We start from the raw sequence: 16,396 nt of genomic DNA on the forward strand, positions 1-16,396 counted from the left end.
GCGTCGGAAACCCCGCCGCTCCGCCCCCGACATGCCACTCAGTGCGGCGCGCGCGGTTCGTCGTCGTCCGACAGCAGCTCTTCCAGTACCAGCGTGTCGGTGGTCACCTGCTGATTCCACAGCACCATCAGCACGATCACCTTGAGCTGCGACAGGGAAACTTCTTCGTCTTCCAGCGCAAGCGCGCGCTCAAGCACGATTTCGCGGGTCAACGCATTGATCGCGCCCGCTTCCTCGAGAAAGGCGAGGAAACCGCGGCACTCGGTATCGAGCCGGGCCTGTTCGGTGGCCGAGTACATGCGGATGGACCGGCTGTCCGCCGCGATCTGCGGCCTGTCGGCGCCGCCCGCACTTTCAAGGCCTGACAGCCAGCCCATCGCCTCTTCGATTTCGTCCTGCTCGAAACCGGCGGCGGAGAGCTTGCGAGCCAGCAGATTGGGCTCGGGATAGCTGTCGAGGTGCGCGTAAGTTTCGAAAAGATAGACCAGTACGTCGATCATGATTCGGCTCCGCGCGAGCCGGCGGCAGGTCAGCCCGCCGGCGGTTTTGTCACCCGGTGACGGCCAGGGCCGTCACCGTGCTACCTGATGCGCTGGAACCGTCCGTCGGGCAGCACAGCCACCCGCTTTTCAAGCTCCAGCGCAAGCAGCGTGGCAGAGAGGGTGTCGGCCGTCAAGCCGGTTTGTTGCGCCAGCAGGTCGATTCCGACCGGGTCGTACCCCATCGCGTCGAGCAGCCGCTGTTCGCCGGCATCGCTCGCTTTCTCCACCGCGGCGGCCGGCGCGGCCTGCAGCTCGGACAGGATGTCGCGTGCATCGTCCACCAGCTTGGCCCCCTGCCGTATCAACTGATGGCAGCCCTTGGACAGCGGCGAATGGATGGAACCCGGAATGGCGAACACCTCCCGCCCCTGTTCGCCGGCCAGCCGGGCGGTGATGAGGGTGCCGCTGCGGGCGGCCGCTTCCACCACCAGCACCCCGCGCGCGAGACCGGAAATGATGCGGTTGCGGCGCGGGAAGTTCTCGCGCAGCGCCGGCGTGCCGAGCGGAAACTCGGTCACGATGGCGCCAAGCTCGGCAATGCGCCGGGCCAGTTCCTGGTTGCGCGGCGGGTAGATGCGGTCGGCTCCGGTGCCGATCACGGCGATGGTGGAACCGATGCCATCCAGCGCGCCCTCGTGCGCGGCGGCGTCGCAGCCCAGCGCCAGCCCGCTCACGATGGTCAGCCCGCCGCACGCCAGCTCGCGCGCGAACTGGCGTGCATTGACGACCCCCTGGGCGGTCGCGTTGCGCGCGCCGACGATGGCCAGTGCGCGCCGGTCGAGCAGGTCCAGCCGGCCCTTCACGTAAAGCAGGGACGGCGGATCGGCGATTTCGAGCAGGGTGGGCGGATAGCTTGCGTCGGCCAGCGTGACGATGTGGTTGCCCGGCTGCTGCGCCCAGTCCAGCGTGCGCGCGACCAGCTCGTGCCGGTCGAAGGTGGCGAGGGCATGCGCGATGCGTTCGCCCACGGCCGCTTTCAGAGCGGCACCGGAGGCGGCGAGGATGCGTTCGGGAAGCCCGAACACGGACAGCAGGCGGCGCTGCGCGTCCAGCCCGACCCCGCGCGTCAGCGTAAGCTGCAGCCAGGCGGCTGCCGATGCGTGGTCGTGCAGCGGCACGCCTCAGGGATTGCGGAAGCGGTCGCCGACCTCGATCGGACGCTTGGCGTCCATCACGAGCGCGTAGGAAATGGTGTCGTACACCCGGAACACGAACAGCAGGCCCGAGCGTTCGTCCGGAAGGCGGTAGTTCTCGACCTTCTGGTCCTCGCGGACGCTGACCAGCTTGCCGGCCAGGAAGGCCCCGAACACGTGACCGACCTCGACGCCGTCGTTGCTACCACGGTTCAGCAGCACCACATTGTGACGCCCCGACGACTCCACGCCACCGACGATGCGCGCCACGCTGCCCTCGATCTGCGTCTCCGGCGCGCGCGGCGCGTAGGCGATCAGTTCGGGCGGACGGGCGGGCACCAGGCGGTCACCCTTGCCGATCTCGTATTGCGACGAAACGACCTGGAAGGTGGCCGGGTCGCCTTCGCGCACCAGTTTCAGGTCGCCCAGATATTCGGCCTCGAAACCGATGATCTGGCGGGTTTCGGGGTCGCGTATGGGGGCGGCCGGGCGGTAGGCATTCCAGATTTCCGTCCTTTCGGTCACGCCGGTCGCGTAGGCGGTATCGCCGGCGCCCAGATAGACCCGCCCTTCCTCGGTCGCGACGATGCGCGGCGCAGTCTCGTTGAAACCGGCCTCGACCGCGATCGGCTTGGCCAGGAAGGGTTCGATCGCCTTGTGCGGGATGGATGCGATCGGCTCCGCCACCGGCTCTTCGTAGGTCCTGGGCGTGAGCCTGACCGGCTGCCCCAGACGCAGGCGCGGGTCGCCGCCGAAATCCTCGAGATAGACGATCTGGCCCGGATAGATGAGGTGCGGATTGCGGATCTGCTCCCTGTTCAGACGCCACACCTCGGGCCAGCGCCAGGGCTCCTTCAGGAACATGCCGGCGATGCCCCACAGCGTATCGCCCGGCTTGACCACATGGCGGTCGGGCGCGTCGGGAGCGATCGCCGGCGACGCGGCATGGGCGACGGTGGCTGCGCTTGAAAGCGCGACCAGCAGGGAGCATATAATCTTGCGCATGTTGGGGCCTCGCTCGGACCAGGCCGCTGCGCGACGGCGCATGCGGAACCTGCCCAGGGTTTGCCTTTCAATATCGTGAACAACCGGTGCCGCCTGAAGTGGCGCGCGCCGGAAAAGGAGCTCGTCGCAGACGCGGCACGCCATTCGCATGCCGCAGTGTAGCAAGCGGTGTCGTGTAATGACAGTCTGCATGAATTCCCTGCGCTAATCCATTAAATCAGCACGACTTTTATGGCCCTGCTCCCGATTCTGAAATTCCCGGATCCCCGCCTGCGCAAGAAGGCGGCGCCGGTTGCCGCGGTGGATGACGCCATCCGCAAGCTGGCCGCGGACATGGCGGAAACCATGTACGCCGCGCCGGGCATCGGTCTGGCCGCGACCCAGGTCGATGTGCACAAGCAGGTGATCGTGATCGACATCAGCGAGGACAAGAGCGGGCTGATCACGCTGATCAACCCGCGCATCGTCGAGCGCGACGGCGAACAGGTGTACGAGGAAGGCTGTCTGTCGGTGCCGGGCATCTACGACAAGGTGACCCGTTCGGAGCATGTGAAGGTGCGCACGCTGACGCTGGATGGCAGCGAAACCGACATCGACGCGCACGGTCTGCTCGCGGTGTGCATCCAGCACGAAATGGATCACCTGCAGGGCAAGGTTTTCGTCGATCACCTGTCCCAGCTCAAACAGACCCGCATCCGCACCAAGCTCATGAAGCAGGCGCGCGAAAGCGCGTGATGCCGACCGTTCCCGACAGCAAGCTGCCGCGCATCGCGTTCGCCGGCACGCCCGAATTCGCGGCCCGGGCGCTCGATGCGCTCGCGACATTCGACTGTGATATCCCGTTGGTGCTGACGCAGCCGGACCGTCCGGCCGGACGCGGCATGAAGCTCATGCCGAGCCCGGTGAAGCAGCGTGCGCTGGCGCACGGGCTGCCAGTGGCCCAGCCGGAAACCCTGAAAACGCCGGAACTGCGCGCGCCGCTGCTCGAGGCCGCACCGGACCTGCTGGTGGTGGTCGCCTACGGACTGCTGCTGCCGCGCAGTGTGCTGGACATTCCCCGACTGGGCTGCATCAATATCCACGCCTCGCTGCTGCCCCGCTGGCGCGGCGCCGCACCGATACACCGCGCGATCGAAGCCGGCGACGTGCGCACCGGCATCACGCTGATGCAGATGGACGAAGGGCTGGACACCGGTCCGATGCTGGCCGAGCGCGCGCTGGACATCCTGCCCGCCGACACCACCGGCAGCCTGCACGACCGGCTGGCCGAATGCGGCGCCCGCCTGCTGATCGACACGTTGCCCGCGCTGCTGGCGGGGCGGATCCAGCCGGTGCCGCAGCCGGCCGAAGGCGCCTGTTACGCGGCCAAGATTTCGCGCGGCGAGGCGCAGCTCGACTTCGCCCGGCCGGCGGGCGAGCTGGAACGTGCCATTCGCGCCTTTGATCCCTTCCCCGGAGCGGTGATGACGATGCAGGGCGTCGCGATCAAGCTGTGGCGCGCGCAGGCCATCGAACGCACCGGCGAGCCCGGCCGCATCGTGGAGGTGAGCGACCGCGGCGTGGTGATCGGCTGCGGCAGCGGCTGCCTGCGGGTCACCGAAATGCAGAAGGCGGGCGGCAAGCGGCTTGCGGTCGCCGATTTCCTGCGCGGTCACGCGTTCGAAGCCGGCCAGCAGGCACAGTTGCCGGTGCGCTGAAAGGCGGACACGCCGGGACGCGCACCGCCCTGCGCCTCGCCTCGCGTCGACTCGCTCACGGCGCGCCGTCGCGCCGATTTGTGACCGCGTTTTTCCTTGCGCGGTCCGCTTGAATTTCTTTCTTCGCGCACAATCTATAGTGCGCTTCCTCTCTACTGAAAGGTGTCACACATGTTCGGCAACTGGCTCAAGACCTCGATACTGATGGCGGGCATCGTCGCGCTGTTCGGCGTCGTCGGTGCGGCCATAGGCGGTCAGCAGGGCATGCTGATCGCACTGCTGTTCGGCGGCGCCACCAATCTGTGGGCCTACTGGTTCTCGGACAAGATGGTGCTGCGCATGTACAACGCGCGCGAAGTCGATGCCGCGTCCTCGCCCTACCTCTACAACATGGTGGCGGAGCTGGCCAGGCGCGCCGAGCTGCCGATGCCGCGCGTCTATGTGATCGACGAGGCGCAGCCGAATGCCTTCGCCACCGGCCGCAACCCGGAGAACGCGGCGGTGGCCGCCACGACCGGCATCATGCAGATGCTGTCGGCGCGCGAACTGCGCGGCGTGATGGCGCATGAACTGGCACACGTGAAGAATCGCGACATCCTGATCTCGACCATCTCCGCCACGGTGTCCGGCGCGATTTCCGCGCTGGCCCAGTTCGGCATGTTCTTCGGCGGTCGCGATTCGGAAGGCCGGCCGGCCAATCCGGTGGTCGGCATCATCGTCGCCATCCTCGCGCCGATCGCCGCCATGCTGATACAGATGGCCATCTCGCGCACGCGCGAGTTCGGTGCCGACCGGGGCGGCGCCGAAATTTCCGGCGACCCGGAGGCGCTGGCCAGCGCGCTCGCCAAGATCGATGCCTACGCGCGCGGCATTCCGATGCCGACCGCGGAAGCGCATCCGGAAACCGGGCAGATGATGATCATGAATCCGCTGTCCGGCGGTGGCCTGCGCGGCCTGTTCAGCACCCATCCGGCAACCGAGGAACGCATCGCGCGCCTGCGCGCCTTCGCTGCCGGTCGCTGAACGGCAGCCGGGCGGCGCGACACAGCGACGCTGATCCGGCATCATGACCGCAGTGCGGTTCATGCCCGTGCATGACCGCGACTGCGGATTTCCTTTTTCAGGCGACGGGATCATCACCGATGGACAGAGGCTGGAACGGCGGAGGTGGCGCACAGAACGTTCTCGGGGGCCCGCTCGAACCCTGTTCGTTCAAGCCCTTGACCGGTTTCTTCCGCGACGGCTGCTGCAATACCGATGAGAACGACTTCGGCTCGCACACCGTGTGCGTGGTGCTGACCGATGAATTCCTCGCGTTTTCGCGCACGCGTGGCAACGATCTGTCCACGCCACGGCCGGAATTCGATTTCCCCGGCTTGCGGGCGGGCGACCGCTGGTGCCTCTGCGCCACGCGCTGGTACGAGGCTTTTGCCGCCGGTCAGGCCCCGCAGGTCATCCTGGTCGCCACGCATCGGGCCGCGCTGCGTCATGTACCGCTGGAGGCGCTGCAGCAGCACGCCTGGCCGGGCCCGTAACCGCCGATCGTGGCGGCACGCGTACAATCGCGCTCCGGCCATACACCTTGCGCACTTGAAAAGTCCTTCCCCTTCCCGCATGCCGCCGGCCGAGTCGCTCGCGGCATCCATGCTCGATGCGGCCCGCGCGGTCGCCGCGGTGATCGCCGGCAGCACCCTCGACGAAGCGCTGTCGCGCGGCGCGGCTCACGCCGTGAATACGGCTGCCGTGCGCGACATGGCCTATCAGTGCCTGCGTGCGCATACCGCCATCCAGACGCGGCTGGGCGTGCTGGTGCCGCGCGCGTTGCGCGAAGCCGACCGCCAGGCGCTGCTGCTGGTGGCGCTGTGTCGCATGGAAGCTCGGCCGGACAGCGCGCACACCACGGTGAGCCAGGCAGTGGATGCCGCACGCACGCTCGGCGGCGACCGCTTCGCGTCCATGATGAATGCGGTGCTGCGCACCGCGCAGCGTCGCACCCAGGCGCTGGACGACGCGGTCGCGGCCAGCCCGGCGGCGCAGTGGCAGCATCCGCAGTGGTGGCTGGAGCGCCTGCAACAGGATCATCCGCGGCACTGGCAGGACATCGCGCGTGCCGGCAATGCCCACCCGCCGATGGCCCTGCGCATCAATCGCCGCCGCACCGACCTCGCGCGCGCGCAAGCACGTCTGGTCGATGCCGGGCTGTCCGCCCAGGTGCGCGGCGACTGTGGCCTGCTGCTGGACAAGCCGGTACCGGTACAGCGGCTGCCCGGCTTTGCCGAGGGAGAGTTGTCGGTACAGGACATCGGCGCACAACATGCCGCCGGACTGCTCGATGCCGGCAATGGCCAGCGCGTGCTCGACGCCAGCGCCGCCCCCGGCGGCAAGGCCTGTCATCTGCTGGAAGTCGCCGACATCGATCTGCTGGCGCTCGACCACAACCCGGTCCGGGCCAGGCGCATCGACGAGAACTTCAGCCGGCTGGGGCTGCCCGGACGCGTCGCGATCGGCGATGCGGCGCAGCCTGACGACTGGTGGGACGGTCGACCTTTCGACCGCATCCTGGCCGACGTGCCCTGCAGCGCCTCGGGCGTACTGCGGCGCCACCCCGACGCGAAGTGGCTGCGCCGCCCGGGTGACATCGCGCATTTCGTCGCTCAGCAGCGCGCCATCCTGGACGCACTTTGGCGGCTGCTCGCTGCGGGTGGTAAATTGCTCTATGCCACCTGCTCGGTGTTCCGCGCCGAGAATCAGGATCAGGTGGCGGCCTTCCTGACCCGCCATCCCGACTGTGAACAACTGAGCCCATGTGGTGCGCCCGATCTGCAACTGTTGCCGACCGCCGAGCATGACGGCTTCTACTACGCATTGCTGCAGAAGCGGCCGCGCCAGGGCTGAACGGCCGCGCGCCTGGCTGGCAGCCCTGCTGCTCGCCCTGTGGTCGTGCGCCGTGCTCGCCGGCAGCATCACGCTGCGCGAGGTCAGGCTGGATCACGGCGAGGAGGGCTACCAGCTCAGCACCGACGTGGCGGTCACGCTGTCGCAGCGGCTGGCCGATGCGGTGACCCGCGGCGTTCCGCTCTACTTCGTGCTCGAGTTCGAGATCACCCGGCCGCGCTGGTACTGGCTGGATGAGGAGGTGGTCGAACGCAGCCAGACCTACCGCCTGAGCTATCACGCGCTGACGCGGCAGTACCGCGTATCCACCGGGGCGCTGCACCAGAGCTTCGACACCCTGGACGACGCACTTCGCCTGATCGGTCGCGTGCATGGCTGGGCCGTGGTGGACACCGGCAAGCTCACGCCGGGCGCGAGCTATGTCGCGGCCTTGCGACTGCGGCTGGACGTGACGCAATTGCCCAAGCCCTTCCAGCTCAGCGCCATGAGCAATCGCGACTGGACGCTGGAATCCGACTGGGCGCGCTGGGGCTTCACGGCACAAGCGGGGACACATCGATGAGGCTGTTCATCGTCATCACCACGGCCATCAGTGGCGTGCTGCTCGTGTTGCTGTCGCTGGCCAGCGAGAACACCGAACTGTTCGCGCGCAACTATCCACTGCTGCTCGGGCTGAATGTGACCGCGGCGCTCGGCCTGCTCGGCCTGGTCGCCTGGCTGGTGAGCCAGTTGTTGCGCGAGAACCGCCGCGCGGTGTTCGGTTCGCGCCTCAAGCTGCGGCTGTTCGCCGCTTTTGCCGCGCTTGCGGTGGCGCCGGGCGCGATGATCTATGTGCTGTCGGTGAGCTTCGTGTCGCGTTCGGTCGATTCCTGGTTCAACGTGCGGATCGAACAGGCGCTGGAGGGTGGTCTCAATCTCGGGCGCAACACGCTGGATTACCTGTCGGAGGATCTGCTGGAAAAGGCGCGCGCCATCGCGCTCGATCTCGCCGACACACCGCCGGCGCAGCGCGGCGCGCGCATGGACCAGTTGCGCGAACAGGCCGGCGTGGCGAGCGCGGCGCTGTTCTCGGCGCAGGGCCGCGTCATGTCCACCAGCTCGGCCGCCACCCGGCTGGTGCCGCCGCTGCCCACGCCATCGCAATTGCGTCAGGCGCGTCAGGGCATGGGCATCGCGGCGGTCGACACCGACAACAGCGAAGGTCTGCGCGTACGCGCACTGGTCATGATAGGCGGCACCGCGCTGGCAGGCGACGCGCCGGTGCTGCAACTGATACAGCCCCTGCCGCCGTCGCTGGCGCAAAATGCCGAAGCGGTGCAGAGTGCCTACCGCGACTACGAGGAACTGTCGCTGGCGCGCGCGGGGCTCAAGCGCATTTTCGGACTTACGCTGACGCTGGCCCTGCTGCTCGCACTGCTGTCCGCGCTCGCGGTGGCTTTCGTGATCAGCCGGCGCATGTCGGCGCCGCTGTCCATCCTGGCGCGCGGCACCGATGCCGTGATGCAGGGCGACTTCAGCCCGATTCCGGCCGTGGCTTCGCGCGACGAACTGGGTGCGCTGACCCAGTCCTTCCGTCGCATGACCGAACAGTTGCAGGACGCGCGTGCGCAAGCGGAAAAGAGCCGTGCCGAAACGGAAGCGGCGCGCACCTATCTGGAAGGCGTGCTGGGCAATCTGTCGGCCGGCGTGCTGGCGTTCAGCCCGTCAACCCGGCTGCGCGCGGCCAACCAGGGGGCGATGTCCATACTGCGCGACGCGCTGGATGGCTGGGAAACGCTGACGCTGGCGCAATGGCCGCGCCACCTCGAACTGCGCGACGCCATCGTTGCCGCCATCGACGACGGCCAGGAGGCGTGGAGTCGCCAGATCGACATTCCCGATCCCTACGGACCCGGTACCACACTGCTGATACGCGGATCGCAACTGCCGCAGGCGGGCGGTGGCGGCTTCGTCGTCGTGTTCGACGACATCACCCAGCTCATCGCCGCGCAACGCAGCGCGGCATGGGGCGAAGTGGCACGGCGGCTCGCGCACGAGATCAAGAATCCGCTGACGCCGATACAGTTGTCGGCCGAACGGCTGCAACTCAAGCTGTCGGAACGTCTGGACGAGGACGGTCGCCGCATGCTGTCACGCGCGACATCCACCATCGTCGAACAGGTGGAAGCGATGAAGAATATGGTGAACGCCTTCCGCGACTACGCGCGCTTGCCGCAGCCCGCGCTCGCGCCTCTGGACCTCAATGGCCTGGTGGATGAGGTGCTCGACCTGTACGAAACATCGAATGCACGCATCGAGCGGCAACTTGCTGCCGGCCTGCCAAGGGTGTCCGGCGATGCAGGTCAGTTGCGGCAGGTCATCCACAACCTGCTGCAGAACGCCGAAGATGCGCTGACCGACGCCGGTGCACCGGTCATCTGCATCCAGACGCGACGCCGCGGCAGCCGTGCCGAACTTGCGGTACGCGACAACGGAAGCGGCTTTCCTCCGCAGGTGCTGGCGCGCGCGTTCGAACCCTATGTGACGTCCAAGGCAAAAGGTACCGGCCTGGGTCTGGCCATCGTCAAGAAGATCGTCGACGAGCACGAAGGACGCATCGAAATAGAGAACATCGCGCCCCATGGCGCGGAAATCCGCATATCGCTGCCGTTGGCGGCATGAAGGAATCAGGAAAGAATGGCTCGCATACTGGTCGTAGACGATGAAATGGGCATACGCGAACTGCTGTCCGAAATCCTCAGCGATGAAGGACACGACGTGACGCTCGCCGAGAATGCCGCCGCGGCGCGCGCCGCGCGCGCCGCGCAGCGACCCGACATGGTGCTGCTCGACATCTGGATGCCGGACACCGATGGCATTTCGCTGCTCAAGGAATGGGCCGCGGCCGGACAGCTCACGATGCCGGTGGTCATGATGTCCGGTCACGGCACCATCGATTCGGCGGTCGAAGCCACCCGCATCGGCGCCATGGACTTTCTCGAAAAACCGATCGCACTGGCCAAGCTGCTGGCCACCGTGAAGCGTGCACTGGCGCGCGCCAGTTCACCCGACGCGCGGCCGACTGCACCGTCGCTGTCGGCCATCGGCCGCAGCGGCATGCTGCGCGACGTGCGGCGCAAGATCGAACAGATGTCCACTCGCTCGCGCACCATACTGCTGCGCTGCGGACCTTCCAGCTTTGGCGAACTCGCGGCGCGCACCCTCATGGTGCCGGGTCGGCGCTGGCTTGACTTCGCTGGCATCGCCGGCCCGATCACGCAGGAGCAGCTCGATGGTGCGCGCAGCGGCGTGCTGTACGCAGGCGACATCGCGACATTGTCGCGCATGCAGCAGAAGAACCTCGCGTTTGCGCTGGAGCGCCTGGACCGGCTGGACGCGCGCCTGATCGGATGCTGTGCCCAGCATCCGGCCGAGCTGCAGGCCGCAGGCTGGGATCCCGGCCTGCTCGCGCGGCTGTTCGAAATCGTTCTGCCGCTGCCACCGCTGGCCGATCTGCGCGACGAGGTCGCCGACCTCGCGGAAGACGTGCTGAAGCACCTGGTGGACTCCGGCGAAGTCCCGGCGCGGCGACTGGCCGACAGTGCGCGACCCATGCTCAGACAGCACGCGTGGCCCAATGGCTATGCGGAACTGGTATCGGTACTGCGCTCGGCCGCACTGGCGGAACTGGGCGAGGACATCGACGCCTCGGCCCTGCGCCCGCTGCTGCGCCAGGCCGGCACGCCGTCGATGCCCGGACTGGACCAGCCGCTGCGCGAGGCGCGCGAGGCCTTCGAGCGCATGTACTTCGAACATCACATGGAACGCGAGGGCGGCAACATGACGCGCCTGGCCGAGCGCTCCGGACTGGAACGCACCCATCTGTACCGCAAGCTCAAGCAACTGGGACTGCCGGTCGGGCGCCGCAGCGAAACGCACGAGTAGTCGGTGGCGGAGCCGGGTGACGCGCGCAGGGCGCGCACCGGCAATGACATTTGTATAGACTGCATGCCATCCCGTCGGATGGCGATGCCATGTCTCTTGCCCTGTTGCGCAGCCGTGCCCTCGCCGGCATGCATGCGCCGGAAGTCACCGTCGAAGTACATGTTTCGAACGGCCTGCCGGCCTTCAGCCTGGTCGGGCTGCCCGATGTCGAGGTGCGCGAGGCGCGCGATCGCGTGCGCGCCGCCATCCTCAGTTCCGGCTTCGATTTCCCGTCCCGCCGCATCACGGTCAATCTTGCGCCGGCCGACCTGCCCAAGGAATCGGGTCGCTTCGATCTGCCGATCGCGCTCGGCATCCTGATCGCCGCCGGATCGCTGGACGCGTCCGCTCTGGATGACATCGAGTTCGCCGGCGAACTGTCGCTGACCGGCGCGCTCAGACCCGTGCGCGGCGCGCTGCCGATGGCACTGGGTGCGCGCAGCGCCGGTCGCGCATTCATACTGCCCGAGGAATCGGCAGGCGAAGCGGTACTGGCGGCCCGCTGCGACATCCGTGCCGCGCGCACGCTGCTCGATGTGTGCGCTCACCTGTGCGGACAGCGCATCCTGCCTCCCGCTCACCCTGACCGGCCGCGCCTCCTCATCCCGCCCCCGGACCTGGCCGATGTGCGCGGCCAGCAGGGTGCGCGGCGGGCGCTGGAAATTGCCGCTGCCGGGGCGCATTCGCTGCTGATGAGCGGCCCGCCCGGCACCGGCAAATCCATGCTGGCCGCGCGCTTTCCCGGCCTGCTGCCCGACATGGACGAGAACGAGGCGCTGGAAAGCGCCGCCCTGCTGTCGTCCGTCGGCCTGTTCGATCCGGCACGGCTGGGGCAGCGACCGTTCCGCGCGCCGCATCACTCCGCCAGCATGGCGGCGCTGGTGGGCGGCGGCACGCTGCCTCGTCCGGGAGAAATATCGCTGGCCCATCACGGCGTGCTTTTCCTCGACGAATTGCCGGAATTCGATCGCCGCGTGCTCGAGTCGCTGCGCGAACCGCTGGAAACCGGTCGCGTATGCATTGCGCGCGCGGCCCGGCGCGCCGAGTTTCCGGCGCGCTTCCAGCTCGTGGCGGCGATGAACCCCTGTCCCTGCGGCTATCTGGGCCACCCGTCCTGCCGGTGTCGCTGCACCCCGGATCAGATCGCCCGTTACCGCGGACGGCTGTCCGGCCCGCTGCTCGACCGCATCGACATCATGGTGAACGTACCTGCGCTGACCGCCGAGGAGTTGCGCGGCAAGCCGGGCGAGGACAGCGCAACCGTGCGTCTGCGCGTGCACGCGGCGCGCGAGCGGCAGCGGACGCGTCAGGGCAAGCCCAATCAGGCGCTCGACGCCTCGGACATCGATCGCATGTGCATCATGGATGAAGGTGCCGGCGCGCTCATGGCGCGCGCGATGGGCCAGTTGCAACTGTCGGCGCGCGCCTATCACCGCTGCCTGAAGGTCGCGCGCACCATTGCCGATCTCGCGGGTTCGGCGCACCTGTCGGCCGCCCATGTGGCGGAGGCCGTGCAATACCGTCGTCAGCTCGATGCGAGGCCGGACTGAGGGATGACCCTCTCACCGGCGACAGCCAGGCTCAGGGCTGCTTGTGCAACTCCCGGAAGCGCTTCAGATCGTCCTCGAAGCGCTTGCGGGTGTCCGCCAGATCGCGTTCCTTGAAAGCGATGTTCTCGCCGATCTGGCGCAGATCCTCGCGCGTGGTGTCCAGCCTGTCCTGGATGCCCGAGGGGACGCGCTTGCCCTGGCCGGTGAAGCGCGCAGCGTCCTCCTCCAGCTTCTTGCGGCGCTCGGCCAGCGTGCCCTGCTGTTCGCGCAGCCGGGCGAGCAATTCCTCGAGGTCGGCGACGCGCCGATCGCGCGCCGACATGATTTCCTTTTCGCTGGTGTAGGTATTGAGCAGGGTGGTATCGCGCCGGCGCAATTCCTGGCGCGCCCGCTCCTCGTCCGCCTGGCGTTTTGCATCGGCGTCACGGCGTGCGCGCTGATCCTCGGTCATCGGCGCCTCGATCTGCCGCACGGTCGCGCCCTGGCTGTTCAGTTCGCGATAGCCGCGGTCGGCGCAAGCCGGCGGCAGCGTGTCTCCGCACACCTGCTGGCCGCGCGCATCCTTGCAGCAAAAGACGCGCGCCTCGGTACAGGATGCATGCAGCAGTCCCAGGGCGAACAGCCCTCCCGTCATCTGCCGCAGCGTGGCCGATCGCATGTTCAGTCACTTACTCCATAGCGTGCGCGGTAGGCGCGCACCGCTTCGAGGTTGTCTTTCAGTGCCGGCGCATCCTGCACATAGGCGATGAGATCCGCCAGCGTCGCGCACGCCACGACAGGGATACCGTAGGCCTTTTCGACTTCCTGCACCGCTGACAATTCTCCCGTGCCCTTTTCCATGCGGTCGAGGGCAATCGCCACACCGGCCGGTTCGGCGCCCGCCGCCCGGATCATGTCCACCGATTCGCGCACCGAGGTACCGGCGCTGATCACGTCATCGATGATGAGCACGCGGCCCTTGAGCGGTGCTCCGATCAGGGTGCCGCCCTCGCCATGGTCCTTCGCCTCCTTGCGGTTGTACGCGAAAGGCAGGTCGCGCCCCCGCTGCGCGATCTGCATCGCGGTACCGGCGGCCAGCACAATGCCCTTGTAGGCCGGACCGAACAGCATGTCGAACTGCGGCGCGCGTTCAAGGATGGTTTCGGCATAGAAGCCGCAAAGCTTGAGCACCGAGGCGCCGCTGTTGAACAGGCCGGCGTTGAAGAAGTACGGGGATTCGCGCCCCGCCTTGGTGGTGAAGCGGCCGAACCGCAACACGCCGGCATCGCAGGCGAACTTCACGAATTCACGTCTAGAATCCACGGGCTTTTCCAATCACTCGAACGGACAAACCGATCATGTTACGTATCGTGTCGCTCAACCTCAACGGTATCCGGTCGGCGACCGGCAAGGGGGTCTGGGACTGGGTGGCGACCGAAGCGCCCGACGTGCTGTGCGTGCAGGAACTGAAAGCGCAGCAGGCCGATCTCGACAGCACGATGCGCGCTCCGGCGGCGATGGGCGGGGCCGACGGCCATTTCCATTTCGCGCAGAAAAAGGGCTACAGCGGCGTCGGCCTGTACGCCCGTCAGGCCCCTCAACGCGTCATCACCGGCTTCGGCGTACCCGAGTTCGACGACGAAGGCCGTTACGTCGAAGCCGATTTCGGCGAATTCACCGTGGTATCGCTCTACCTGCCGTCCGGCTCCAGCGCGCCCGAGCGCCAGGAAGCGAAATTCCGCTTCCTCGACGCCTTCGTGCCGCATCTGGCCACCCTGCGGGCACGCGGCCGCGAAATCGTCATCTGTGGCGACTGGAACATCGCCCATCAGGAGATGGACCTCAAGAACTGGAAGGGCAATCTGAAGAATTCCGGCTTCCTGCCCGAGGAACGCGCCTGGATGAGCGCCCTGCTCGGGGAACTCGGCTGGGTGGATGTCTATCGGATGCTGCATCCGGACGCCACCGAGGACTGCTATACGTGGTGGAGCAACCGCGGCCAGGCCAGGGCGAAGAACGTGGGCTGGCGCATCGACTACCAGATCGCCACACCGGGCATCGCGGCGCGTGCCCGCGCGGCCCGCGTCTACAAGGACGTACGCTTCAGCGATCATGCTCCGCTCATTGTCGACTACGATGTCGATAGCGCGTGAAGGTGCGGAGCGCATTGACGGAACCGGCCGAACCCGGATGGCGTCGGGCCGAGAAACAGCTCACCGAGCGAGGAGGAGGGATCATGAAGCGGGTCAAGGTCCTTGCGTACATTGCGGCGCTGTCGCTGTCCATGCCGGCGGCCGCAGCCTATTCAGGTCTGTACGTGTTCGGCGACAGCCTGTCCGACACCGGTAATTTCCTGGCGGCCACCGGCAATGTCTTCCCGTCGCCCGCCTTCGGCTATGCCAGCGGACGCTTTTCCAACGGACCGGTCGCGGTCGAGTACCTGGCGGACAGCCTGGGCACGACGCTGACCAATTACGCGTTTGGAGGCGCCCGCACCGGCACCCCGGCCGGCGGGGGATCGGACAACTATGTGGACGACAGCGGTCTGCTCGGTCTGCCCGCCAACGCCTTCAACGGCACCGGCGTGACGGCCCAGGTCGCCCGCTACCTGGGCGATGCCGGCGGCGCCGACGCGAATGCGCTGTACCTGATCTGGGCCGGTCCGAACGATTATTTTCTGCCCGACGCGCTGTCCTCGTCCGCCACCGTGAGCAATGCGATCGCCCACATCGGCAGCGCCATCACCGCGCTGTACGACCAGGGTGCCCGCAACTTCCTGATCCCGAACATGGCCGACCTCGGCCGCACGCCCTCGCTGCTGGAGGAGGGGCCGCTGGTATCCACCCTCGGCAGCCAGCGCAGCATCGAGCACAACGCAGCACTGGAGAGCCTGCTTGCCTCGCTCGACCTGACACTGGCGAACGCCGACATCCGCAGCGCCGATGTGTTCGGCATGATGGAATCGGCCATCGCTGATCCGGATCAATACGGCTTCACCGATGTCGACACACCCTGCAGGGAAGTATTGGCCTGCGTGGTCAGCGGCGTGGGCCATCTGTTCTGGGATGACGTTCACATCACCTCCCAGGCGCATCGACTGGTGGCACAGACCTTTGCGGTCGCGCTGGTGCCGGAGCCGCATTCGTGGATGCTGCTGGCAGGCGGACTGTTCGCGACCGGCGTAGCCCTGCGCCTACAACGCAGGACGGCAAACAGCGACAGGCTTTGATTGCGGCCGATGCCATAAAGCTTTACCTTCGACCTACCGGTTCCGAATCGCGGAACGATGCAACGAACAAGGAGAACTGATATGTCCGACCTGATCGATCAAAGCAATGTCACCAAGGAAAAGCTGGTGGCGGACCTCAAGGTGGTGATCGCCGACGCGGAAGAGCTTCTGCGCGCCACTGCCAACCAGGCCGGCGAAAAGGTCGTCGAACTGCGTGCCCGCATGCAGGAAAACCTGACTTCCGCGCGCCACAAGCTGGCCGATGCGGAAGCCGCGCTGAAGGAAAAGTCGCGCGAAGTGGCGCGCGCCACCGACGACTACGTTCACGAGCACCCATGGAAATCCATGGGCGTGGCTGCGGGTGTCGGCCTGCTCGTGGGCCTGCTGATCGGCCGCCGCTGAG

Annotated in this window: 17 protein-coding genes; 12 read left to right on the top strand and 5 right to left on the bottom strand. The window is 67.2% G+C overall.

The features are described 5' to 3' along the window. Positions 1-38: 38 nt before the first annotated feature. From A3Q7_RS0113650 to A3Q7_RS0113660, 3 genes are all read right to left on the bottom strand, one after another. The gene (locus A3Q7_RS0113650; RefSeq protein ID WP_018412455.1) at positions 39-500 is read right to left on the bottom strand and encodes a DUF494 family protein; all 462 of its coding nucleotides are present in this window, start codon (positions 498-500) and stop codon (positions 39-41) included. An 80-nt stretch (positions 501-580) separates the two neighbouring features. Next, a complete protein-coding gene (dprA, locus tag A3Q7_RS0113655) occupies positions 581-1,660 on the bottom strand; it encodes a DNA-processing protein DprA (protein ID WP_018412456.1) in 1,080 nt (359 codons plus the stop codon). A 3-nt stretch (positions 1,661-1,663) separates the two neighbouring features. Beyond that, complete coding sequence (locus tag A3Q7_RS0113660) at positions 1,664-2,680, bottom strand: LysM peptidoglycan-binding domain-containing protein (protein ID WP_026224826.1); 1,017 nt, start codon at positions 2,678-2,680, stop codon at positions 1,664-1,666. A 231-nt stretch (positions 2,681-2,911) separates the two neighbouring features. Between A3Q7_RS0113660 and def the strand changes: the two genes are divergently transcribed. From def to A3Q7_RS0113710, 9 genes are all read left to right on the top strand, one after another. Beyond that, on the top strand, positions 2,912-3,415 hold the full coding sequence (def, locus tag A3Q7_RS0113670; protein WP_018412459.1) for a peptide deformylase: 504 nt from the start codon (positions 2,912-2,914) through the stop codon (positions 3,413-3,415). Next, positions 3,415-4,377, top strand: a complete 963-nt coding sequence (gene fmt, locus A3Q7_RS0113675) for a methionyl-tRNA formyltransferase (RefSeq protein WP_018412460.1) — start codon at positions 3,415-3,417, stop codon at positions 4,375-4,377. The genes def and fmt overlap by 1 nt, the downstream gene beginning before the upstream one ends. Before the next feature lie 171 nt (positions 4,378-4,548). Further along, on the top strand, positions 4,549-5,400 hold the full coding sequence (htpX, locus tag A3Q7_RS0113680; protein WP_018412461.1) for a zinc metalloprotease HtpX: 852 nt from the start codon (positions 4,549-4,551) through the stop codon (positions 5,398-5,400). Positions 5,401-5,519: 119 nt separating this feature from the next. Next, a complete protein-coding gene (locus A3Q7_RS0113685; protein WP_018412462.1) occupies positions 5,520-5,912 on the top strand; it encodes a DUF2237 family protein in 393 nt (130 codons plus the stop codon). Between the two features lie 79 nt (positions 5,913-5,991). After that, complete coding sequence (gene rsmB, locus A3Q7_RS0113690) at positions 5,992-7,272, top strand: 16S rRNA (cytosine(967)-C(5))-methyltransferase RsmB (RefSeq protein ID WP_018412463.1); 1,281 nt, start codon at positions 5,992-5,994, stop codon at positions 7,270-7,272. After that, positions 7,223-7,834, top strand: a complete 612-nt coding sequence (locus A3Q7_RS0113695) for a DUF4390 domain-containing protein (RefSeq protein ID WP_026224827.1) — start codon at positions 7,223-7,225, stop codon at positions 7,832-7,834. Before rsmB ends, A3Q7_RS0113695 begins: the two co-directional genes overlap by 50 nt. Then, positions 7,831-9,933: a sensor histidine kinase gene (locus tag A3Q7_RS0113700; protein WP_018412465.1), complete on the top strand. Its 2,103-nt coding sequence runs from the start codon at positions 7,831-7,833 to the stop codon at positions 9,931-9,933. The genes A3Q7_RS0113695 and A3Q7_RS0113700 overlap by 4 nt, the downstream gene beginning before the upstream one ends. Before the next feature lie 15 nt (positions 9,934-9,948). Beyond that, on the top strand, positions 9,949-11,196 hold the full coding sequence (locus A3Q7_RS21300) for a sigma-54-dependent transcriptional regulator (protein WP_018412466.1): 1,248 nt from the start codon (positions 9,949-9,951) through the stop codon (positions 11,194-11,196). Between the two features lie 89 nt (positions 11,197-11,285). Next, complete coding sequence (locus tag A3Q7_RS0113710; protein WP_018412467.1) at positions 11,286-12,785, top strand: YifB family Mg chelatase-like AAA ATPase; 1,500 nt, start codon at positions 11,286-11,288, stop codon at positions 12,783-12,785. 31 nt (positions 12,786-12,816) lie between these two features. Here the strand turns inward: A3Q7_RS0113710 and A3Q7_RS0113715 are convergent, their stop codons facing one another. Both A3Q7_RS0113715 and pyrE read right to left on the bottom strand, forming a co-directional pair. Further along, the gene (locus A3Q7_RS0113715) at positions 12,817-13,419 is read right to left on the bottom strand and encodes a hypothetical protein (RefSeq protein WP_018412468.1); all 603 of its coding nucleotides are present in this window, start codon (positions 13,417-13,419) and stop codon (positions 12,817-12,819) included. 26 nt (positions 13,420-13,445) lie between these two features. After that, positions 13,446-14,066, bottom strand: a complete 621-nt coding sequence (pyrE, locus tag A3Q7_RS0113720) for an orotate phosphoribosyltransferase (RefSeq protein ID WP_018412469.1) — start codon at positions 14,064-14,066, stop codon at positions 13,446-13,448. A 56-nt stretch (positions 14,067-14,122) separates the two neighbouring features. On the opposite strand from pyrE, the gene A3Q7_RS0113725 reads away from it, so the two are divergent. The 3 genes from A3Q7_RS0113725 (at position 14,123) to A3Q7_RS0113735 (ending at position 16,395) form a co-directional block, all read left to right on the top strand. Next, entirely contained in the window at positions 14,123-14,917 is a 795-nt protein-coding gene (locus tag A3Q7_RS0113725) for an exodeoxyribonuclease III (protein WP_018412470.1), read from the top strand. 83 nt (positions 14,918-15,000) lie between these two features. Further along, positions 15,001-15,993 carry an SGNH/GDSL hydrolase family protein gene (locus A3Q7_RS0113730; protein ID WP_026224829.1) on the top strand — a complete coding sequence of 331 codons (993 nt, stop codon included), beginning with the start codon at positions 15,001-15,003 and terminating at the stop codon, positions 15,991-15,993. Positions 15,994-16,074: 81 nt separating this feature from the next. Then, a complete protein-coding gene (locus tag A3Q7_RS0113735) occupies positions 16,075-16,395 on the top strand; it encodes a DUF883 family protein (RefSeq protein ID WP_018412472.1) in 321 nt (106 codons plus the stop codon). The last annotated feature ends 1 nt before the right edge of the window (position 16,396 follow it).

This window comes from Methyloversatilis thermotolerans, from assembly GCF_000372885.1.
GTDB classification, from domain to species: Bacteria; Pseudomonadota; Gammaproteobacteria; order Burkholderiales; family Rhodocyclaceae; genus Methyloversatilis; species Methyloversatilis thermotolerans.